General features: G+C 68.9%; 13 protein-coding genes and 1 pseudogene. 9 read left to right on the top strand and 5 right to left on the bottom strand.

Annotation, left to right across the window (positions count from 1 at the left end; all coding sequences use genetic code 11):
* Positions 1–23 precede the first annotated feature (23 nt).
* Entirely contained in the window at positions 24–3,605 is a 3,582-nt protein-coding gene (locus ACQPZO_RS19460; protein ID WP_433342901.1) for an RHS repeat-associated core domain-containing protein, read from the top strand.
* A gap of 204 nt (positions 3,606–3,809) precedes the next feature.
* Here the strand turns inward: ACQPZO_RS19460 and ACQPZO_RS19455 are convergent, their stop codons facing one another.
* The 3 genes from ACQPZO_RS19455 to ACQPZO_RS19445 all read right to left on the bottom strand — a co-directional run bounded on the left by ACQPZO_RS19455 (position 3,810) and on the right by ACQPZO_RS19445 (position 6,810).
* On the bottom strand, positions 3,810–4,340 hold the full coding sequence (locus ACQPZO_RS19455; RefSeq protein WP_433342900.1) for a pyridoxamine 5'-phosphate oxidase family protein: 531 nt from the start codon (positions 4,338–4,340) through the stop codon (positions 3,810–3,812).
* Positions 4,341–4,348: 8 nt separating this feature from the next.
* Positions 4,349–5,761, bottom strand: a complete 1,413-nt coding sequence (locus ACQPZO_RS19450) for an FAD-dependent monooxygenase (RefSeq protein ID WP_433342899.1) — start codon at positions 5,759–5,761, stop codon at positions 4,349–4,351.
* 122 nt (positions 5,762–5,883) lie between these two features.
* On the bottom strand, positions 5,884–6,810 hold the full coding sequence (locus ACQPZO_RS19445) for a quinone oxidoreductase family protein (protein WP_433342897.1): 927 nt from the start codon (positions 6,808–6,810) through the stop codon (positions 5,884–5,886).
* Between the two features lie 651 nt (positions 6,811–7,461).
* Here ACQPZO_RS19445 and ACQPZO_RS19440 point away from each other — a divergent pair.
* The 5 genes and pseudogenes from ACQPZO_RS19440 (at position 7,462) to ACQPZO_RS19420 (ending at position 12,530) form a co-directional block, all read left to right on the top strand.
* Positions 7,462–7,959, top strand: a complete 498-nt coding sequence (locus tag ACQPZO_RS19440) for a MarR family winged helix-turn-helix transcriptional regulator (RefSeq protein WP_433342895.1) — start codon at positions 7,462–7,464, stop codon at positions 7,957–7,959.
* Between the two features lie 268 nt (positions 7,960–8,227).
* Positions 8,228–8,643 (top strand): annotated as a pseudogene (locus ACQPZO_RS19435) (transposase); the annotation flags it as partial.
* A gap of 156 nt (positions 8,644–8,799) precedes the next feature.
* Positions 8,800–10,638, top strand: coding sequence for an SCO2524 family protein (locus ACQPZO_RS19430; protein WP_433342894.1), 1,839 nt, complete (start codon positions 8,800–8,802; stop codon positions 10,636–10,638).
* Positions 10,639–11,568, top strand: a complete 930-nt coding sequence (locus ACQPZO_RS19425) for an SCO2523 family variant P-loop protein (protein ID WP_433342892.1) — start codon at positions 10,639–10,641, stop codon at positions 11,566–11,568.
* 35 nt (positions 11,569–11,603) lie between these two features.
* Complete coding sequence (locus tag ACQPZO_RS19420) at positions 11,604–12,530, top strand: SCO2522 family protein (protein ID WP_433342890.1); 927 nt, start codon at positions 11,604–11,606, stop codon at positions 12,528–12,530.
* An 8-nt stretch (positions 12,531–12,538) separates the two neighbouring features.
* Here ACQPZO_RS19420 and ACQPZO_RS19415 read toward each other — a convergent pair whose 3' ends face one another.
* Positions 12,539–13,495, bottom strand: coding sequence for an SCO2521 family protein (locus ACQPZO_RS19415; protein ID WP_433342889.1), 957 nt, complete (start codon positions 13,493–13,495; stop codon positions 12,539–12,541).
* A 369-nt stretch (positions 13,496–13,864) separates the two neighbouring features.
* Between ACQPZO_RS19415 and ACQPZO_RS19410 the strand changes: the two genes are divergently transcribed.
* From ACQPZO_RS19410 to ACQPZO_RS19400, 3 genes are all read left to right on the top strand, one after another.
* Positions 13,865–18,007 (top strand): HEAT repeat domain-containing protein, encoded by a 4,143-nt coding sequence (locus ACQPZO_RS19410; RefSeq protein ID WP_433342888.1) that lies wholly within the window; start codon positions 13,865–13,867, stop codon positions 18,005–18,007.
* 117 nt (positions 18,008–18,124) lie between these two features.
* On the top strand, positions 18,125–19,933 hold the full coding sequence (locus tag ACQPZO_RS19405; protein ID WP_433342886.1) for a RyR domain-containing protein: 1,809 nt from the start codon (positions 18,125–18,127) through the stop codon (positions 19,931–19,933).
* A complete protein-coding gene (locus tag ACQPZO_RS19400; protein WP_433342884.1) occupies positions 19,923–20,435 on the top strand; it encodes a hypothetical protein in 513 nt (170 codons plus the stop codon). The genes ACQPZO_RS19405 and ACQPZO_RS19400 overlap by 11 nt, the downstream gene beginning before the upstream one ends.
* 9 nt (positions 20,436–20,444) lie before the next feature.
* On the opposite strand, the gene ACQPZO_RS19395 is transcribed toward ACQPZO_RS19400, so the two are convergent.
* Positions 20,445–21,239, bottom strand: a complete 795-nt coding sequence (locus ACQPZO_RS19395; protein ID WP_433342882.1) for an SCO2525 family SAM-dependent methyltransferase — start codon at positions 21,237–21,239, stop codon at positions 20,445–20,447.
* Between the last annotated feature and the right edge of the window lie 413 nt (positions 21,240–21,652).

The raw sequence follows: 21,652 nt of genomic DNA, 5'->3' as shown, positions 1-21,652 counted from the left end.
CTGAGGACGGTCGCGGCCTGGGCGTGGCCAAGGCCTTCGGAGAGGTTCCGGCTGCGGGGCTCGACGCCTTCTCGCACGCCGGCGCCCTGGCCGGCCCGGCGGCGAAGTGCGTGTCGGGCAACACCGACACCTGGTGCTCCACGGCCTATCTGAATCTGTCCGGTCGGCCGCTGTCGCTGCGCGTATTACGTCGGCAAGTGCGCCACCGGCACCGGCGAGCAAAGCTTGAGGAAGCCGATAAATGGGAACAAAAAACCATCAGCGAGGCAGGGGTGGAGACTATTATGCCTGACGTCAACGATCTCGTGGATGTGGCGACCGGTGACGTCATTCTGGCCGAGATCGATGTCACGCTGCCCGGCGTCCTGGCCCTCGTGCTCAAGCGTGCCCACAGGTCGTCCTTCCGAGCAGGCCGGTGGTTCGGACGGTCCTGGATGTCGAGCCTCGACCAGCGCCTGCAGGTGACCGGTGAACGGATCTGCGCGAGGTTCGCGGACGGGGAGATTGTGACGTGGATGTCCCCGGGCAGCGCCGGTGATCCCCCCGCTATCCCGGTAGCCGGCCCCGCATGGCCGTTGCGGCAGAACCCGGACGGCTCCTACGCCATCAGCGACCCGCAGCGCGGCCTCACCTGGCAGTTCGAACGCCGGGCCGGATATGAAGACGACGAACTGCCCCTGATCTCGGTCACGGACCGCACAGGCCACGAGATCACCTTCAGCTACGACGCGGTCGGCCGCCCGCTCAGCATCGTCCACTCCGGCGGCTACCGCGTCCTGGTATCGGTCACCGACGAGCGCGTCACCGCGCTGGCCCTCGCCGGCCGCGACGGCCAGGAGGACATCCCCCTGCGCCGCTTCGAATACGACGATGCCGGGAACCTGTCCGGCGTCGTCAACTCCTCCGATCTGCCGCGGCGCTTCACTTACGACGGCGCGGGCCGTCTGACCGGCTGGACCGACCGTAACGGCTACTCCTACCACTACACCTTCGACTCCGAAGGCCGGTGCGTCCGCGTAGAAGGCCCCAACGGTGCCCTATCCGGCGCCTTCGCCTACGAGGCTGGCATCACCCGTTGGACCGACATCGACGGAGATGTCACCTCCTACGCGATCACCGAGTCTGCCCAGGTCGCCGCGATCACTGACCCGATCGGGAAAACGGCGCGGACGGAATACGATGGACGTGGCCGTGTCGCAGTTCGCACCGACCCCCTCGGCAGGGTCACGCGATATGCCTACGACGACCGCGGCAACCTGGTCTCGGTAACCAATCCAGACGGGCGCGAATCCCACGTCGAAGTCGATGAGGCCTGCCTCCCGGTACGGATTACCGGGCCGGACGGAAATTTCTGGCTGCAGGCTTTCGACAAGAACGGCAATCTTACCGAACTGACCGCGCCCGACGGCTCGGTGCTCAAGTACGGGTATGACAGCCGAGGGCATCTCGCCGAGGTAGCCAGTGCGGATGGCACGGTCACCACGATGGAATGTGATCCCGCCGGGATGTCCGTGACCGTCACCAAACCCACTGGTGAAACGATCCGGTACGAGCGCGACCAGTTAGGGCGAGTCGTGCGTGCCATGAGCTCCGACGGCGGGACAACGGCCTATGCATGGACGACGGATGGCCTCCCTGTCTCCCGGACCCTGCCGGACGGGTCAACCGAGTCCTGGGCCTGGGACGGCGAAGAGAACCTGCTGCGCCGGATCTCCGCCACGGGATCGGTCACGTCGAACACTTACGGGCCATTTGATCAGCTTGTGTCGATCTCCTGGCCGGGCGGCACACGCAGCGAGCTGAAGTATGACCACAACTGCCGCCTCACATCGGTAACCCACGGCGGGCTGAAGTGGCAATACGAGTTGGACTCCGCCGGTCGGCTGAGTGCGGAGACCGATTACAACGGAGCTACCACCCAGTACTGGTATGACGCCGCAGGGCAGCTCGTACACCGTGTGAACGCCAGCGGCCATGAGGCCTCGTTCGCCTACAACCTGCTTGGCAAGCTGGCGTCTTATCACCCAGCAGATGGCGCGGTGACGACGTTCGACTACGATCCGGCAGGCCGCCTCTTGCGAGCGAAAAACGACGACGTGGACCTGGTCTTCGTCCGGGACTCGCTCGGACGGGTGGTCACCGAAAATTGCAACGGTCGCAAGGTCACCAAGACCTACGACGCGGCCGGAAGGGTAACGAGCCGCGTCACTCCGTCCGGGGCCGGTACTGCCTGGGTCTACAACGCCGCCGGAATGCCTTCGGCGCTCACCGCCGATGGCAGGGAACTGCGGTTCGGATATGATGCCGCCGGCCGGGAAATCCACCGGGATCTGCCGGAGGGAACTGTCCTCACCCAGGAATGGGATCAACTCGGTCGCCTCGTGACTCAGGCCCTCACCAGTTCGGCTGCTTCCTCCAGTTCGGGAGGATCCGTGGTCGCGGGGCAACTGCTCCAACGGCGCGTGTATACCTACAGCCCAGACGGATTCGTCACGGGCTTGGAAGATCTGCTCACTGGCGACCGGGCGTTCCGTCTCGATTCCGCCGGGCGGGTTACCACCGTTACTGGCCGAGGTGACGGATGGTCGGAGCAGTACGACTATGATCCCACGGGCAACATCGTGAACGCTTTCTGGCCGGCCTCGGCCGCTGGTCCTGCTGCCGGAACCCTGGAGATGTCATCGCAAGGGCCCCGCGAGACGGACGGAACCTTTACCACCCGGGCCGGGAACATCCGCTACCGCTACGACGCCGCTGGGCGCGTCATAACGCGGACGCGAACACGGATGTCCGGCGATCCTGAGACTTGGCGCTATTCGTGGGACGCTGAGAGTCGGCTTTTCTCTGTCGCCCTCCCCGACGGTAGTAAATGGCACTATCAATACGACCCCATTGGCCGCCGCATCGGCAAGCGTCACCTTTCCGCTGACGGCCGGCTAATTGAGCAGACGCGGTTCTCGTGGGATGGGGGAGTTCTCGCCGAGCAAGAGGACCTTCATGGCGATAGCCAGAAGGTCACCACATGGAGTTACCGGAACGACTCGGTAATCCCGCTCACTCAGGCCTCGCGAACCGTTGTCCGCGCAGATTCCGAAGATGAGCGAATCGACGAAGAATTCTACTCGGTAGTCACGGACCTGAGTGGTACGCCGGTCGAGCTCGTCTCACCCGACGGGGCCATCGTCGGCAACCAGCAGCACACACTGTGGGGGCAACTCTCCCGGCAGCGCGACACCGCGACCACCCCGCTGCGATTTCCCGGTCAGTATTGCGATCAAGAAACAGGGCTGCACTACGACAATCACCGCTATTATGATCCCGAGCTCGGCGCTTATCTCTCCCCTCACCCCCTGGGGCTGACGTCTGCGCCAAACCCTCACGCGTACGTCCCGAATTCCCCTGTCGCCAGCGATCCTCTAGGGCTCTTGAACTGCGAAAAAGCAGCCTGGGCGAAGACGGCGGATAAATGGATAGGCTCTCTGTTTCGTTCTCATCATCACCTGCAGGTTTACGGTGACGTTGACGGGTTCGACTCGCGCCTATTTGCTGGCAGGGGCGGTCGTGATGGAGTCGGCACGTGCCCGGATGTTCCCGGTCCCCAATGAGGCCGTGAGGCTGCGGCCTGCGAACGGGTGGCTGTGGGAGCGGCACGGAAATACGTGCTGGTCACCGTGCACCCAGGGTCATTGGGTTCTGGGGTTTCCACTGGTCACGGCGGTGATGAGGTCGTGTGGGCGGCGGTTGGCGCGTCTGGCGGCGCGGGCCATGTCGGTGAGTAGCCCGGGCCCGATGCGACCTGTGCCTGCGGATCAGGACTGGGACGCCGCAGTGAGCTTCGCGATGTCCGGGGCGTAGACGGTCATCCAGTGCGGATGCAGCCGGTAGTAGACAATGTCGTTGTCCCAGTCGAAGGAGTCTTCGCCGTAGAAGTCCTTCAAGTACGCGAGCAGGCCCGGCCAGTCCTCGGCCGGCTCGCCGTCCTGGGGATTGAGGATCTCCACCGTGCCGTGCGTGAACACGCCGAGGTCCTCACCGCGCATGTGCGCGGCGCTGACGGCGGACCGGACGGCGAGGTGGCGTGCCTTGGCGGCGCCGCGCGCCGTGCCGAAGTGCCACTTCCCGTGCAGGAAGTGCCCGTCCACGCCGCTGATCCGCGGCTCGCCCTTCGCCGTGACGGTGGCCAGGGCGAGGGTGCACATGCCGGTGAGAACCTGGGTGAGCTGCTCGGCGGTGAGGCTGCGTTCGCTGTTGATGATCGATCGGAGGTGCGAGGTGGAGCGGGAGAGGGAGGCGTCAAGGAGGGCCTGAAGCTCATTGAGCTCTTCCGGCGTTTCGCGCATGGAGATCCTTATCTGTCCGTGGTGCCTGGTCCACGACCACCGTCGACGCGGACCGGTGACACCATTTTCACCCCAAAACCTGACACCTTGTGTCGCATTTCTTCACCCGTTTTGCGGATCCCACCGGCCGCCGGGCCGGACGTCACACCCGGCGACGGCAGCCTCACCTGCTCCTCGCCCATGCGTGCGGACCGCCCGTCGGCCTGTGTCCGGCGATCTGTACCGCCTGATTCGGTCAGGTATCCAGTTGGATGGCCTTTCCGGGCGACAGCGCGGTGCCGGACCCTGGCGGCGGGGCCCACGACGACCGAGCGGAACGCCGCGAAACAGCGGTTCGTCGGGACCAGCATCTGTTGCTTCAGGCGGGCGGTGCGCTGGTGCTTGGTGATGAACGGGCGTAGTCGGGCTTCCCAGATGCCCATGGCGGTGTTGATGTCGTCGGGGTTCTCTCGCAACGCCCGGCCGAGTTCAGCGCCGCCCCTGAGGGAGGCGCTGGCTCCCATTCCCGAGTAGAGGTTCAGGCACCACGCCGCATCGCCGAGCAGCATCACCCGTCCCTGGCTCCACCGCGGCATCCGCACCTGGTGCACCGAGTCGAACAGATAGTCGGTGGCCTGCGGCAAGGAGTCCAGCACGTACCGCACCACAGGATCGTCCATGCCCTGGTAGACCGTGCGCAAACGCTCGACTGGCTCATCGGTGAATTCGGCGTCGACGTCCTTGGTGCAGTAGGTCAGCAGCGCCGTCGGTGCCCGGTCGGCCAGTGCGAACACCCACGCCGCCCGCTTGGAGCGGGCGCTGATGATGCTGTCCTGCGGAGCGAAGCCGGGTACCTGCTCGGGCAGCTGGAAGGCGCAGATCATCGCGTTCCAGTTCGTCATGAAGCGCCCGTGCGGGCCGAACACCATCTGGCGCACGCTTGAGCGCAGCCCGTCCGCGCCGATGACGAGGTCGAAGGACTCGTTGTACGGGGTGCTGGTGGCGGCGTCGTTGAGCCGTACCTCCACGCGGTCGCAGCCTTCGACGATCTCCATTGGTGTGGTGCCGTAACGGACCTCGATGTCGCTCTCACCCGGCGCCGGTTCGGTGATCCCGTGCCAGAGGGCGGCTTCGATGTCGCCGCGCAGCACCGCGCTCGGTCGTCCGGGCAGGTCGAGGAAGCCCAGACCAGGTTTGCGGGTCCCGTCGCGGTTCAGGGACCATACGGTCCCGCTGTCCGGGGTGCGGGTGTGCAGGTAGTCGGCGATGCCGAGGTCATCGGCTGCTTGCCTGCCGTCGGGAAGCAGGCCGATGAAATAGCCGCCGGTTCGGCGCTCCGGAGCCCGCTCGATGATCACAGGCGCCCATCCGGCCCGGCGTAGCCCGATCGCCGTGGCCATGCCCGCGATCCCCAGTCCCACGATCAACGCCCGTTTCTGCATGAATCACTCCTTGGTGGTGCGGACGCCCTGCCGGAGGCCAGGCGGGGCTGCTCGCGTCTGACAGGCCAGTTCCGGGAGGACCGCCCGTGGTGGCAGCCACAGCGGGCGATCCTCCGGGCGAACTACGGCACCAGGACGATGCGCTCGTCTGTCTCGGCGGTCCACGCTTGTGAGATCTCCGCGAGTGGGATGCGCCGGGCCCGCACCTCGATTGCGCCCTCGGCCACCGCAGTGGCCAGTTCCGGCAGTTCTGGCATGAAGTCGCGGGGGGAGACGGAGCCGATGCCACTTCCGATGATCTGCAGCTGGGCGCCGCGCAGGGCAGCGGACGGGACCAGTGCGAGATCGCCGGCGATCGACCCGATCTCGATCCAGGTCAGCGGGACACTGCGGTCGGTGCGAGCGGTGAGCAGACGCATCATGGCCCGGCCGGTGGGTTCGCCCCAGACGTAGTCGAGAACGACATCGACGTCGGCTGCCTGCTCGATCTGGTCGAACGTGATCGCCTCGTCGGCGCCGAGCGCGGGCAGAGTGGCCAGGCGCGCGGCGTCGCGGCCGGCGGCGATCACCTCGGAGGCGCCGAATCGCTTGGCGATCTGGATCGCCATCCGGCCGGCGCTGCCTGTGGCACCGAGCACGAGGACCCGCTGCCCCTTTGGGAAGTCGATGCGGCGGCGCAGCGCGACCCATGAGGACATCCCGGGGTTCATCGCGGCGGCGATCTGCACGGGATCGATGTTGTCCGGCAGGAGAACGCTGCGACGCGGGTCGATCACGGTTCGATCGGCGAACGTGCCCAGGGCCGTGTCTTCCAGCGCCGCATAGCGAAGCCGCCCCTGGTTGTCGCGCACGACGCCGTCGACGCCGGGCACGAGCGGCAGTACGCCGCTGCTGGAGTAGTGCGAACCGTCGGCCTTTGCCCTCGTCAGGTGGTGCAGTGCGGCCGCGAGAACCTCCACGACCATCTCATTCTCGCCGGTGGCGACCGGTTCGGGGTGCTCACGGTAGATCGGTGGGGTGTTGAAGGTGGTGATGACAGCGGCGCGCATGTGGTCCTCCCAGGTCGTTGGTATTACCAACAAGAGCGATGATGGTTGGTAATGCAAACGATGTCAAGGGCGGATGCCCCACCGCTCGATCGGCGCTGACCTTCCGGGTCACCGCGAGCGAGGGTGGCGGTTGTGGCCAGGGTGGCGGCGGGGCGTCGTGCGGCGATGCCACGAGGGGGGAAGCCGCGGCCGAAGGGCCGCCGACGTCGCCGAGGGGGTCTGGGTCGGTGACGCCAGGTCCGGCCGGGGGCGCGTCGCGCTCGGTGGGGGAGATGCTGGAGGGTCGTCGCCAGGCGGAGGTGGTGCGAATCGGGAACTGTGGCCGGTGCAGTGCCTGGCCCGGCTGAAGCGTGTGGCCGGCCGCCGGCGTGAGCTGGCGTGCCGGGAAATGGCAACGAGGAGGATGGCGGCAAGTGCGGCGACGGTCGCGAATGAGGGTCGGTCGGCGGAGTGCAGCAGGATCATGAGGGTGGCGGGCAGGCCCGCAATCAGCGTGGTCACGGAGCGAGCGGCCGCCAGGGGCCCCCGCAGGCCGGTGGGTCGGGCATCGCCGGGGCGGTGACAAGCACGGTGACCTCCGCTGAGTAGTTCGTCTTACCAACCTTCCCAACTTTGGTTGGCATTGCGAACCATGTCAACTAGCATGCGGACATGACCACCGATGCGCCGGCGGGCGTCTCCGCGGATCCTCTCGTGGACGCCCTCGTCCGCAACGCCTTTCAGGTGATGGGCGTACTCACCCGGGTCGGCGCCGAGCATGACCTGTCGTTGACGCAACTGCGGGTCTTTGGCCTGCTGCGTGATCGCAGGCCACGGATGACCGAGTTGGCCACGTTCCTCGGCCTGGACAAGTCGACGATGTCCGGCTTGATCGACCGTGCCGAGCGCCGGGGGCTGCTCGCACGTGGCAAGAGCGCCGAGGACCGCCGAGCTGTTGACGTGTTCCTCACTGCGGCCGGACTTGAACTGACCGAGCGGCTTTACGGCGAGGTCAGGGCCGCACTGCTGCCGGCAACCGGCCGTCTGGACCCGGAACAGCGCCATCGGCTCACCGAACTGATCGAACCGGTCATCCGTCCTGTCACTGGCGCCGGGGAGCCCTCACCGAGGAGAACCTCGGCGCGCCGCCCGGAACTCGCTGCCGACTGACGGTCGTCCAATGCGCCCGCAAGGTGCAGCGGGGGCTGCAGCTGGTGCGTGAGGAGAGCGACCGGTTCGGCGGGCCAACACCTGGGACAGCCTCGGCTACGTCCGCCCGCCAATTCGGCGAGGTTGCTGCCCTTGGCCATGATCCCGGCCTCGCGCATCGCCTTGTTGTTCTTCGGGTCCAGCGCGAAGGTCCGGCTTCCGGTGATCGAATGGGCAACCTGCGGCCCGGTGCGGCAGTGCGGGATGCTGGTCCCTGCAGATCACGATCACGTTCGAACCCCAGATCGTGCGGCAGCGGCGCTTGTCGGGGGGCGAGGTCGTGTTGTCGTTGTATGTCACGGGTTTGACGGCCGGGAAGGTCTGCGCGTACTTCGCCGAGATCTACGGGCGTCCGTGTCGAAGCGAGGATCTCGCGGATCACCGACAGGGTGATCGAGGAGATGACCGACTGGTCCCACCGCCCGTTGGACGGGATCTGCGCGGCGGTGTCCATCGACGCCATCGTGGCACCGGCCGTTCCCCGCCGAGCTCGGAGGCCAAGGTCCGCGACGGGCCGGCCGCGAAGGGCGCGAGGTTCTGGATGAGCGTGCTGACCGACCTGCCCAACCGCGGTGTCAGGACGTGTTCTTCCTCGTCTGCGACGGGCTGAAGGGCCTGCCTGAGGTGGTCATGAACGTGTGGCCCAGACTGTTATGCAGACGCGCCATCGAAGTAATCGATTGGCACTCGACTGGCCCGGTACCATGTTGTTGCACGTCGGTATGGATCACCGTAGATCATCGTGTGAACGGCAGGACCAGCGGTTTTCAGGTCGGCGACTACAACAGACGGCGGTGAATCGTGCGGATACAGCCGCGCCAGGAGATCCTCGACATCTGGCGGGCCACGGTGCGCAGCTGCTGGCAGAACGGTGAATGGCACTGGGGTGGTCGGAGTGGCACCAACTCGATCAGTGATGCCGAGCAACTCCTGACCCTGCTACTCCCGGCGGCCAAGGTCCCCGCGCTGTCGCTCGACGACCCGGACCGCGCCGACGACGAGGTGATCGAGGCGCTCAGCCCGATCGGCGGCGCGATCGAAATTCCCCGCCGGCTGGTCGGCGTGATGATCGACTATTTCACGCGGTACACCGACGACACCGGCACCCCGACCTTCAGCGGCGGAAGCTACCTCACCCCGCTGGACGGCGGCCCGGAGCTCACCGACGAGCAACGTTCCCTGGACATCGTCGACTCGTTCGCGGTGTCCGTCACGCTGGCCCTGGCAACGATCGGTTTCGTCAAGGTCTACCGTAACTCCACCCAGCGGCGCGACCTGCTGGCGCAACTGGACGCCCTGGACGAGATGGCCAGCGCGCGGCTCACCGCGGCCATGGTCGGCCTGCTTCGCAGCTTCAGCACCTTCGTCTTCACCGCCACCGACGAATACGGCCTCCGGCTGTGCGACATGATCAATCAGGACGAGCTGCCGCGCCGGGAACTCGTGGCGTCGCTGCGCGAACAGCTGCGGGAAACGATGGCAAGCCTGCGCAGCGTCATAATCGGGTCGGGTCGGGTGACCGAGGATCTGGACAACAGCGAGATGCTGTTCGAGTGCGGCTGGTCCTGGGGGATCATCGCCGGGGCGGAGGAGGTGCCGACCACCGAGTCGATCGGCCTGCAGCGTGAGGGCTCGGCGGAGAATGCTCCCTACCTCTACTTCACCGTCATCGCGATGGACGCGATCGAGGATCTGAACTCCGAACGCACCCGCCTGCTCGGGTTGCTCAACGAGGAGCAGCAGCGGCTGTCGCGGGCCCTGCTGCTGCGCTGGGAGTTGACCCGGACCTACTGGGCGACCGTGGCGACCTTCGGCAACCGCCGGCGGTGGCCCATCGAGGACATTCCCTGGCGGACGACCGACGGCGACCGGACCGACTACTACACCCTCCAGGCCACGTCGCTGGCGGTGAAGGGCCTGGTCGCCGGCGGGCGCGGCGATGAGGAGCTCGGCCGGATCGCCTCGGTGCTGGTGGAGCTGGCGCAGCGGGCGCGGATCACCCGCCGCGCCTCGCCCGACGAGCCGGCGCTGTTCGTGCACGCGCCGGGCAAGCAGGTGACCCTGAACGCCGACCGGTCCAAGCCGATCATGTCGTGGAACGTCAACGAATACTCCACGGTGCTGCTTCAGCGGGCCACTACCGTCGCTGGCCTGCTGAGCAACGCCCGGCGGCGCAGCGAGCTGCTCGAACTGGCCGATGAGGTATGGGATCACCTGCTGCTGCGGCGCATCCCCGACGGCCGGCACCGTGGCCTGTGGGATCACGCCGGCGGCGCCTTCCCGGGGCTGGCCCCCAAGCCGGACGCGCCCTCCTGGTACCTGACCGAGCGGGTGGTGCAGGGGCTGGTCAGCGCCGGTCAGCTGCTCTGGGAGCGGCCGTTCCCGCGAGCCGGCCGGCTCGCCACGTATGCGCAGGACCTCATCGACGAGGCCGAGTACCTCTTCGACCGGGAGTTGATGCGCGGCACGTTCGCCGGGGAGGCGATGCAGCGCAGCATGCGCAGCATCCGGGCCAGCCTGCGCCGGGCGCAGCTCGTGGTGGACGAACGCCCTGGCACCGCAGCGGCCCTGGCAAACACCCTGCTGCTGCTGCTCAACGACATCGCCACCGGGCAGCAGAAAGCCAGCGAGGGGATCTGAATGCTGGTCTTCGTCACGTCGCACAAGGGCGGCACCGGGCGTTCGGTGACCGCGGCGAACATCGCCTACCGCAGCGCGCTGTCCGGCCGCCCCACCTGCTACCTCGACTACGATTTCGGCTCGCCGACGGCCGGCATCACGTTCCAGATCCCGCAGGCGGTCAACGGCGTGGAGGGCGCGGGGCCCAACGGTGGCGGGCTGCACCGGTACCTGCGGGGGGAGATCCCGTCTCCGGAGCAGTTGGACGTCTGGGGCACCTCGGAGCGGGCCAGCCTGCGCCAGCGGCCCACCGGGTCCGGTCCGCTGGTGCTCCTGCCCGGGCAGCGCAACGGCAGCGAGTTCGGGTTCACCAACGACATCTCCAAGCGCTGCGCCGAACTCTTCCTCCGTCTCGAAGAGGAGTTCGACCTCACCCTGGTGGATCTCAGTGCCGGCCGGTCGTACGCCAGCCAGATCGCGCTGGCCGCGACCGCCACCCCGGCCCTGCGCAAGGTCACGGTTCGCTGGCTGGTCTTCCATCGGTGGACTCCCCAGCACGTCACCGCGGCCTCGGACCTGGCCTTCGAGGCGGGTGGGATCGTGGCGATGGGCAAGGAGTACGGCCACGAGCCGGACCGGCTGCGCGAGTCACTTCGGTTCATCCGTACCGCGGTGATCGATCCACGAGGCCCCGAGGTCGGTCACCTCGACCTCGCGCAGCAGGCCTTCCTGCGTAAGTGCGACGCGGAGCTGTCGGAGCTGGCCCGACGGCGGGGCGTCGGGCGCACCACGCTGCTCGGCGCGGTGCCGCTGGATCCTCTGCTGCAGTGGCGGGAGCAGCTCATCTCGGACCACGACGTGCAAAGCAAGATCGCGAACGTGAAGACCGTGGACGCCTTCGTCGATTTGACCGAGAAGCTCTTCGACGAAACGGCATGGGAGATTGTGTGATCAGCGTGGACATCAGGTTCCAGGAGGCAGCTGCGGTGCGTCGTACAGAGAGCGTGGCGTACTCGCACCTGTCGGTGGAGTTGGGGCACTTCTACGCGGAGGACTTCGGCGACGGGTGTCAGGAGCTGCGCCGCAAGTTCGAGCGGATCGCAACCTGGTCGAGCGCCATCCCGGCCCTGGCCCGGCAAGGGCTGCCACCGAACCGCCAACCGCGGATCAGCACCTGCTTCATGGTCGACGACTACTTCCACCGTTTCGGTACGCCGCACGAGGTGATCCCGCAGGTGCAGAGCGCTGCGGCGGAGCACGGACTGGTGCTGGACTACGTCGCCCGGGAGTCCAGTTTCGCCCGTCACGACGGGCTCGATCTGGCCCAGTTGGTGGTCGACACACTGGTGGTGGAACCGCCCCGGCACACCACCGGCAGTCGCCCACCGCTGAGCGAGTCGGGCTGGCTCTCCAACGGCAAGCGGTCGCCCGGGCACGTCGACGCCCCGGCGATGACCCTGCCCCGGCCGTGGTCCCCGGCGGTGCAGTCCGGCGATCCCCAGCATTCCATCTTCGTCGACATCGAGTTGTGGTCCGGCGAGCCGCAGACCCGGGTGTGGGCGTGCGCGCTGCTCGCCTCGGTCTGGCAGTTGACCCGCCTCGGCGTGCTACGGCACCGGGGCGAGACGATCCGGCAGCCGCGCCGGCTCACCGGGGAGCTGCCCACCAACTGGGATGAGCTGCCGGCGATCCTCCAGCTCAACCCGAGCGCCGCGCCGTTCTGTGCGTACCGCACGCTGACCCTGATGGACATCCAGTACCTGCCGGTGGAGTTGGCCGTACGGACCATCCTCGGCCAGGTGGCGGTACCGCCGGCCGTCGCGCAGCAGGTCGCCAAGCGCGCCGGCGGGGAGGGCCTGCGAATGCCCAGCGAGTTGGTCGACCGGTTGAGCTACGTGTTCATCGGCGAGTGAGCGCGCCCTCAGCGCCGGCAGGGCTGGTTGGCCGCCATCTGGTCGGCCAGGTCGCGCAGCAGGGTCATGTTGCTCACGCTGATCTGGTCCCGGATCCAGTTGACCGACGACTTCCACTGCCGGCTGAAACCGGGCACCTGCTCCAGCCGGTCCCAGATCGGCCGCAGCCGCGGATGGACCCGAGCGCCCGGCAGCCACAAATGCAGCAGGTGTTCCAGCACCGGGCGCAGTCGCTCGATGTGCTCCTGCCCGGCGGCCGGCCGGGTGACCGCGGCCTCCATCAGGGAGGAGAGCATGGTGAGTAGCCAGTCGTGCAGCGCGAGATCTTCGCAGAGGCCGGCCACGGCGGCCGGCACGTCCTGCGGATCGACCACGAGTTCGACCGTACGCAGCGTGGGGGAGTCCACGGTGATCACCGCCGAGACCTCTCGGTCCGGCCCCTGGTTGACCCGCGTGGTCCAGCGCAGCCGGGTACGCGCCGCGCGCAGCGGCGGGCGCCGGTCCAGCAGGTCGGACGTCTGCACGCCGTCGATCACCCGGCCGGTGATCGCCTCGAGGTTGAGCACGTCCGCGTTGTTGCCGTGCAGGAAGCCCGCGATCAGGTCCGCGGCGTCCAACTTGCCGACCGTCTCCAGGACACCCGGATTGGCCAGGTAGTGCGACCAGGGCTGGCGGCGCTTCCCGTCGACGACCTGGATGACCGAGGACGCCTGTACGATCCGGCCGCCGGTGATGATGGCCCGGGTGACCACCGCGCCCACCCCGCGCAGCTGGCGCTGCCTGGCGCTGGGTAGCCAGCAGTCCACCCCGGTGCGGACGTCCGGTGACACCGCGTAGAGCGACGGGCGCCGAGAGGTCAACACCATCTCGCCCTCGATCAGGCTGAGCACCTCGGAGCTCTGCTCCTGGGACAGTGCCGTGCTGTGCTGCAGCAGGCTGGTGTGCACCTCACCCACCGTGAGCATGGCTTCCTCCGCATCGCCGCCACCGGTCCGCGGTCGCCCGCGGACTGCGGTCCCATGATGATTGATGCCCGCCGCCGTGACCTGCACCGACACACGGATTTGGGTGGATCTGGGTGTATTTGCCGGAACCCCTCCCGAGCGCGGGATTCGGCTTGCCCGGACCCGTAACTGTCCCGGCGGACATCATAGGCCCACGGTTGATGGGATTCCCAAGAGGTGGCGAGCATTCGCGGGCCAGAAGGATGTGACTGCAACTGATATTTTAAATGGTGCGGTCGCCAGCCACTCCCTGGAGTTTGCCGTCCCATGAAGGTCTACATTTCGGCCACCCAAAAAGACCTGCTGGAATATCGCGCTGCCGTCCACGTCGTGGCACGCCGTCTGGAAATCGAGGACGTGGCCATGGAGGCGTACAGCGCCGACATCCGGCCGCCGCTGGAACGCTGCCTGACCGACGTGCGCCGGTGCGATCTCTACGTGGGGCTGTTCGCCTGGCGGTACGGGTTCCGCCCGCCCGGCCAGGGGTCCTCCATCACCGAACTGGAGTACCGCGAGGCCCTCGCCGCCGGCAAACCCTGCCTGATCTTCCTGCTCGCAGAGGACACGCCCTGGCCGGTTCACATGATCGACCGGGACGCTGACTGGCAGCAGGTCGTCGCGCTGCGCCGGGAGCTCAAGGAGCGCCACCTCTGTGCCTTCTTCTCGTCGGTGGACGACCTCGCCGCCAAGGTGACCGTGGCACTGGCCGAGGTGCGTAGCGGGCGCTTCCCGGCCCGCGAGCCCGCCGACCCGGACACCCACCTGCCGGAGGCCGTGCGCAGCCAGTACTACAAGCAGCTGGCGCTGAGCTACCAGGCCGTGCCGCTGGACGCGGTTTCGCCCCGCCCCACCATCGGCTACCTCAGGGTCGGGTTGTCCGAGGTGTTCGTGGAACCCCGGGTCCACGAGGACACCCGGCCGGAGATGCCGCTGGCCTGGTGGCGCTGGGCGGGCTCCGCCACGGACGGCAGTGCCCGCGGGCTGCCCGGGGTGGTCAACCCGGAAGAGGTCGAGCGGCTCTGGGAGGAGTACGCCGCCAAGGATGCGCTGGTGTTGTTCGACGTGGTGTGCGATCAGGGCCGGCGGTCGATCGTGCTGCTCGGCGATCCCGGCTCCGGCAAGTCGGCGGCCGCGCGGTACCTGGCGCTGGCGCTGGCCGGGAAATGCTCCGAGCCCCGGCTGGCGGCGCTGGACGGATACCTGCCCGTCCTGATCGAACTGCGGTCCTACGCCGCGCACTGCGGCGACGGGCGGTGCGACGGCCTGCTGGACTACGTCGGCCACCGCCACCAGCAGGGACTGGCCGGGGGGATCGACCAGGATGTGCTGAAGGCGTACCTGCACCAGGGCGGCCAGGCACTGTTCCTCTTCGACGGCCTGGACGAGGTGTTCGACCCGGCGCAGCGGGAGGAGGTGGCCGCCCAGATCGGCGCGTTCGTCAGCGAGTACCCGGGGGTGCGGACGGTCGTCACCTCGCGGGCAGCCGGATACCTGCGGCACACCTTCGCCAACGCCGGCTTCGACCACTTCACCCTGGAGGATCTCGACGACGAGCGGATCGCCCGGTTCCTCGGCAACTGGTACCGCTACGTGATGCCCACACCGGCGGCGGAGGCGGACCGGCAGCGGCGACAGATTCTCGACGTGGTGCACAGCTCCCGGGAGATGCACGAGATCGCCGGCAACCCATTGCTGCTGATGCTCATGGCGATCGTCGGCCGGGACCACCCGCTGCCCCGCAACCGGCGCCGGCTCTACGAGCACGTCACCGACGTACTGATCTCCGAGTGGGACGTGACCAAACAACTGCGGGAGAGCCACGGCGACGTGCCGCAGCTGGATCTGCAGGCGAAACGCCGGCTGGTGCGCCACCTGGCGTATCGGATGCAGTTTCGGGGGTCCGGTCCGGCCGGAAACTACGTAGAATCCGATGAATTGGCGCGTATCTTCCGGGATCACCTCGTCGCCTTCTACGGTTTTGACAACGAGCGGGCGTTCACCCTGGCCTACTCGATGATCGACCAATTGCGGCAGCGAAGCTTCATCCTGGAACGGTACGGATTGCGGCTGTTCGGGTTCGTGCACCGCACGTTCCTGGAGTTCTTCTGCGCTGAGGAGATCGTGGACAGGTTCGAGCACGATCCGGACGCCTGGGGCCTCGACCAACTGCGCGTGTTGTTCCGCGAACACTGGGCCGACCCTTCCTGGCGGGAGGTGCTCCGGCTGGTCGCCAGCGACCTGCCCGCCCCGGCCGCCAACGACCTGGTCACCCTGCTCGCCACCGAGGCCAATCGGCCCTGGCCACCGCTGAACTTGACCGGCCCGCCATGGCACCTGGTGCTGGCCGCGCAGTGTGTGGCGGAGGCGGCGCAGCCCGTCGAACTGGCCGGCGCGGGCGAGGCGGTGCTGTGCCAGGTCGTGCGGTTGATCGAACACGGCATCTCCGCCGACGACCCCAACCTGGTGGAACTCACCGAGCAGGAGCTGCTCTCCTCGATCCGGGTGCTCGGGCCTGGCTGGCCCGGCCGCGACGCCTTCCTGCAGTGGTACCGCCGTCGCGGAGTGCGGAGCAGTTGGCGCTCCGGCTCCGCGTTCGCCACCCGGATCGCCGTGGTGCTCTCCACCGCCGACGAGCAGTTGACGCAACTGCTGGTCCGGGAGCTCGGGCAGGGCCGCGAGAGGCAGGCCCACCTCACCCTGGTCGCGGGACTGGCCGAGACCGCCGGGCGGCTGGACGTCACCGGCCGCAGCCGCCGCCGATGCCGGGACCTGCTGCTCGCCCAGGCGCAGGTCGAGGTCTCCACCGCGGTGCGGCAGGCCGCCGTACGGGCGCTGGTCGCGCACTTCGGCGCCGACGCCGATTACGTCGACGTGCCGCGCGACCTCGCCGACTCACCCGATGTCGCGGTGCGTGCGTTGGCCGTGCAGTCCCTCGGCGGCCGGACCGAGCTGGCCGAGGACGCCCGCCAGGTGCTGGCCAGGGCCACCGAAGACCCCGCCGCCGCGGTGCGGCGGGCCGCCGCCGAAGTGCTCGCCACGCGTTGCGCCACCCTGCCGGACGCAGCTGGGACACTGCAGCGGTTGCTGACCACCGACACCGACCCCGGCGTGGTGCAGTGCGCGCTGAAAGGGCTGCTGACCCTGCCGGATCACGCCGAGACCGCCTGCGCGGGGGCGCTGCAGCGGGTGACCGGCGACGCCCCGGACGAGGTGCGGCGTTGCGTAGTGACCGAGCTGCTGCCCGGGCGGGCCAGCCCGGAGAGCACCGAGTTGTTGCTGAAGCTGGCCTGCTCCGACACCTCCGCGCGGATCCGGGCGGTGGCCGTGCAGCGGCTGGCGCTGGTAGCTGACCCGGAGGGGCGCTGCCGAGCCCGGTTGATCGATCGGATCGAGCAGGACGAGGACGCCGCGGTGCGGGCCGCCGCCGTGGCCGCGCTGATCGACCGGGACCGCGCCGACGACACCGGATGGAACGTGGCTAGGCACGCGGCTCGTGCCGACGAGGACGCGACGGTTCGCCTCGCCGCGGTGCGCGCGCTGGCGGAGGCGTACCCGGACCACCGCACCGGAGAACTGCTGCTGGAACGAGCTCGCCGCGATCCGACCGCCAGCGTCCGGCTCGCCGCGGTCGACCTGCTCACCGCCCGTCCGCCGCGCGGCGAGGCGACCCGTGATCTGCTCATCAGCCGCGCCTCCCAGGAGCGGGACCCGATCGTCCGGTTACGGGTCACCCTCCGCCTGGCCCGCCTCGCCGACCCGCCCGACCCTGAGGTGCTGGCGTGCCTGGCCGAACAGGCAAGCCGGGACCCGGACCCGAACGTGCTGCGCGCGGCCGCCCAGGCGCTGGCCCGGTACGGCGAGACCGACGGCCTGGTGGAGACGTTGTCCCGGCGGGCCCGCCGGGACAGCTACGTCGGCATCCGCCTGGCCGCCGTGCAGGCTCTCTGCAAGCACGGGAGCCCCGATGCGGTGACCGACGTGCTGCTGGAGTGCGTCGAGTCGGACACCGACCCCACGGTGTTCGACGCGGCGGTGCGCTGCCTGACCGAGCAGGGGGCGGCATCCATGGCGGTGACCCTGCGGCTGATGCGCCGCCTGGCTGACCAGGACCCGGCGATCCGCGCACGCATCGCCGCCGCGCTCGGCACGCACTTCGGGGCGGACCCGGAGGTCCGGGTGCTGCTGGTGGGGTTGGTCCGCGACGACCCGGCCCTCGAGGTCCGGCGCCGGGCCGTGGAGCAACTGGGAGCCACGCTGGCCGACCCGGACCTGCTGCTACGGCTGGCGGACGACAACGACTGGGAGATCCGGCGCACCGCGCTGCTCGCGCTGACCCGGCACTACTGTGGCGACCACCGCACCCGCGACGTGCTCCTGCGGCTCGCCCACCAGGAGGACGACGGCACCGTGCGGCGGCTGGCCGGGCAACTGCTTGCCGCGCTACCTGACACCAGGCCCGACGATTTCCCGTGACCGGGCCCGACCGCTCGCCCGGCCGGCGCTGGTGGTGTCGTCGATGAACAGGTCGGGGGCACCGGATCGTACGCGCCGAGCCCGGCTGTATCGATCCCGTCAAATACCATGTGGCTCATGACAGACCCGGCCGCCGGCTCGTCCCGCCTGGCCGTATGGTGGCTGCGAGTCGTGTTCGGAGTCATCGGACTGGGCGCCTTCATCCTCGGCTATGTCGGCTTCGAGCGCCTGCTTGAGTCCCGGCCTGACACCGCGCACAATCCGTATGACGTGTTCTACTACGATTTGCAGCTCTTCGTTCTCGGCGCCGAACCCTTCCAGGACGCCGGGCCATACCCGTGGCAGCTGCAGGTCGCGCGGTTCGCCGCCCCGCTGTTCACGCTGCTCGCCGTGGCCGAGGCAAGCCGGCTGCTGCTGGCTGCCGAGAGCCGCCGCCTACGGGCCCGGCGGGCCCGCAACCACGTCCTGGTCTGCGGCGACTCCCAGTTCGCCCACATGCTCGCCGACCGGCTCTTCGCCGACGGCGAACGCGTGGTCGTGGTGCGCTCCGTACCGTTCGGACCGCTGGAGTACCGCCTACGCCGCTATCTCGGTGTCATCGGCGACCCGGCCAGCCCCGCGGTGTTGCGCGGTGCCGGCCTGTCCCGGGCCCACACCGTCTACGTGTGCAGCGAGGACGACGACCGCAACCACGCGATCGCCAACACCGCCAGCCGTCTCATCCAGGACCGCCGGCAACCACCCCGCGTCTACGTACTGGTCCACGACTCCGAGATGTGCCTGTCCCTGCAGGCCCGACGGCTCGGCGCCGTCGGATTCAACCGGCTGCGGCTGGACTACTTCCACGTCGACGACGTCGCGGCCCGCGCACTGCACCGACACCACCCGCTGCCGCGCCCCAGCGGCCGGCCCGCCAGGGTGCTCATCGCCGGCACCGGCAGCTTCCGCCGGACCCTCCTGGTGGAAACCGCCCGGCACTGGCGGGCACGCCTGGCCGACACCCCGGCCGGCCACCTGCCGCCCCCGCTGCGGGTGGACCTGGCGGCCCCGGACGCCAGCACCGAACTCGCCTCCGTGGCGTCCCGCTATCCGTTCCTGACCGCCGCCTGCGAGATCACCGCGTACGATCTGGAGCTCGACCGGCTCGCGAGCTTCGACCGGCTCGACCGCCGCCGCTACGACCGCATCTACATCTGCGCCCCGGACGAGACCAACGGGCTGCAGTTCGTGCTGGACACGCCCGCCCTCTGGCAGAGCGCGGAGAGTTCGGTCTTCGTGCCGGTCTACCGGCAGGCAGCGCTTGCCGCCGCCTTCCACGGCGATGCCCGCCACGATCTGCTCGACGAAGTACACGGCAAGCTCCGCCTCTATCCGGTGTTGACGCACGCCTGCGATGCCCGGCTGATCGCCGAGGACCTCACCGAGCGGCTGGCCCGGCTGATCCACGAGCGGTACCTCCAGGCACAGCAGCGCGCCGGGGTGCGCCCCGGCGGCGCGCCGGCGATGGTGGGCTGGTCGCGACTGCCCGAGTCGCTGCGACGAGCCAACCGGGCCCACGTCCAGGACATCGCCGCCAAGCTGCGTAACCTCGGGTGCGTCGTGGCGCCCCGGCGCGGCGGCACCGGCGACGCTTCCGCCGCCGGAGAGGCCATCGACGACCGGATCGAGGAACTCGCCCGCCTCGAGCACGAACGGTGGTGCCGGGAACGGCGCGGGGAGGGCTGGACGCACGGCGAGTTCCGCGACGACGTCCGGCGACGGCATCCCGCCCTGCGGCCATGGGACGAGTTGCCCCTCGACGTCCAGGAGCAGAACCGCGCGGAGATCCGGGCCCTGCCCGACGTGCTCTCCGACAGCGGGTTCGAGCTGATCCGGCTGGCGCCCGCGGTGCCCAAGCAGCGGGAAGGACCGGGGGATGCCGACTGAACCCGCACCGGTGCGCGTCGGCATAGCCGGGCACATCAACCTGACCCGCGACACCGAGTTGCTCGTCGCCGACGCGCTCCGCGCCGAGTTGCGCCGGATCAGCGACCGCCCGGTGCACGGCGTCACCTGCCTGGCCGCCGGCGCCGACCAGGTCTTCGCGCGCACGCTCCTGGACATGGGCGGCACGTACGAGGTGATCCTGCCCGCCCGCGACTACCGCACCGCCGTGATCGCCCCGGAGAACCGAGCGACCTTCGACGAGCTGCTCGCTCGGGCGGCAGCGGTCGTCCACCCCGGCTACGACCGCTCCGGCACGGCCGCCTACGTGGCCGCCAACCGGGAGCTGGTGCGACGGGTGCAGCGACTCGTGGCGATCTGGGACGGTGACCCGGGCTGCCACGCGGCGGCGACCGACCGGACCGTCGACTGGGCGCGGCAGCAGGGTGTCCCGATTACGATCCTCTGGCCCACCGGTGCCCGCCGGACGATCGCCGGAGACTGACGCGATGCCCTAACCGCGGCTGCGGCCGGTGGCCAGCAGCATGCTCAGATATCCGTCCCGCAGCGGCGTCCGGGGCCGGACCTCGTGGACGTCCAGGTCGTACGCGCTGGTCGCGATGCTGGCCACCACCTCGGCGCGCTGCAGCGCCACGGCCGGGAACAGGCGCTCGCCGACGTGGTAGCCGCGGGAACCGAGCATGACCGCCACGACGAAGGGCGAGCCGGGCCGCAGCGCGTGCAGGAAGCTGCCGATGGCGTGCTCGGCTTCCGCCTGGTCGGCCGATATGGAGCAGGCCACGAAGAACATCGTGCCGGCGTCCCAGGCACGCCTGGGCAGGTCGAAGACACTGGCCCGCAGCACCCGGCCCACCTGAGCCAGCCGGCCCCGTGGATCGGTCACCGCCGAGTACGCCGGGTGCTCCGCGCACACCTGCCAGTACGGGTCCCAGAGCTCGTCGTAGCCGGCGATCTGCGTGCTCAGCCAGCGCACGTTCGACGCCGACCATTCACACAGGTCGAGCGTGCGCGCGATCGGCAGCAGCGACAGCGCCGGGTAGAGGTTCGCCCCCGAGCCGACGTCGACACAGCACGCGTCGGAGAGCGTCGTCTCAGCGAAGAAGTCCCTGGTCCGGCGGAGGAGTTCACGATCGTCGGCACGCAGCACCGCGTAGTTGTGCCGGACGTATGCCTGGGGGTCGAAGTTGTCCCACTCGACATCAGAATTGGCCGGCCTCGGAGACCGGATCGATGGTGCGGGCGTCGACGACTCGCCACAACCGCCGCCAGCCGCCGGGATCAACGCCATCGAGGCGCCTCCATCCATGTTGGTGGATCACACTGGTCGTCGTTGCGGCGCTTCCCCTACTGACCCCTGTGTAGCGGAGGTGGTGGTGGCTCGCAAGTAGCGGCACCGCGGCAACTCCGGCGATCGACGAAGCGCCTCCGCCAGCAATGGCCATCGATATTGGCGCCGCACGACGGCGCGGACAGAATCGCGGCACCCACCATGATCCCTCTGGGAGATGCCATGACCCGTCCCCGCCTGCCGTTCCTCCGGCCGGCCGGTCGCGTTCGCTGCGGCCACGGACGGCTCGGGGAGTTCGAGCCCGCCGGTCCGACGGGCAGACGAGAAGCGATACTGGAGCGGTGGACGCACAGGCTCGCCGTACCGCCCGGTCCCTGGTGGCGGGCACGGCCTCTGACGCAGGCAAGAAGCAC

Source organism: Micromonospora sp. CA-111912, assembly GCF_050948415.1.
Taxonomy (GTDB): Bacteria; Actinomycetota; Actinomycetes; order Mycobacteriales; family Micromonosporaceae; genus Micromonospora.
Note: the sequence above shows the minus strand (reverse complement) of the source record. Positions and strands in the feature narration are given on the sequence as shown.

What these genes read in the sequence shown, in the direction of transcription:
- ACQPZO_RS19455 (WP_433342900.1), bottom strand. Translation starts at nt 4,340, where the DNA reads ATGCGCGAAACGCCGGAAGAGCTCAATGAGCTTCAGGCCCTCCTTGAC.
- ACQPZO_RS19450 (WP_433342899.1), bottom strand. Translation starts at nt 5,761, where the DNA reads ATGCAGAAACGGGCGTTGATCGTGGGACTGGGGATCGCGGGCATGGCC.
- ACQPZO_RS19445 (WP_433342897.1), bottom strand. Translation starts at nt 6,810, where the DNA reads ATGCGCGCCGCTGTCATCACCACCTTCAACACCCCACCGATCTACCGT.
- ACQPZO_RS19440 (WP_433342895.1), top strand. Translation starts at nt 7,462, where the DNA reads ATGACCACCGATGCGCCGGCGGGCGTCTCCGCGGATCCTCTCGTGGAC.
- ACQPZO_RS19425 (WP_433342892.1), top strand. Translation starts at nt 10,639, where the DNA reads ATGCTGGTCTTCGTCACGTCGCACAAGGGCGGCACCGGGCGTTCGGTG.
- ACQPZO_RS19415 (WP_433342889.1), bottom strand. Translation starts at nt 13,495, where the DNA reads ATGCTCACGGTGGGTGAGGTGCACACCAGCCTGCTGCAGCACAGCACG.
- ACQPZO_RS19405 (WP_433342886.1), top strand. Translation starts at nt 18,125, where the DNA reads ATGACAGACCCGGCCGCCGGCTCGTCCCGCCTGGCCGTATGGTGGCTG.
- ACQPZO_RS19400 (WP_433342884.1), top strand. Translation starts at nt 19,923, where the DNA reads ATGCCGACTGAACCCGCACCGGTGCGCGTCGGCATAGCCGGGCACATC.
- ACQPZO_RS19395 (WP_433342882.1), bottom strand. Translation starts at nt 21,239, where the DNA reads ATGGCGTTGATCCCGGCGGCTGGCGGCGGTTGTGGCGAGTCGTCGACG.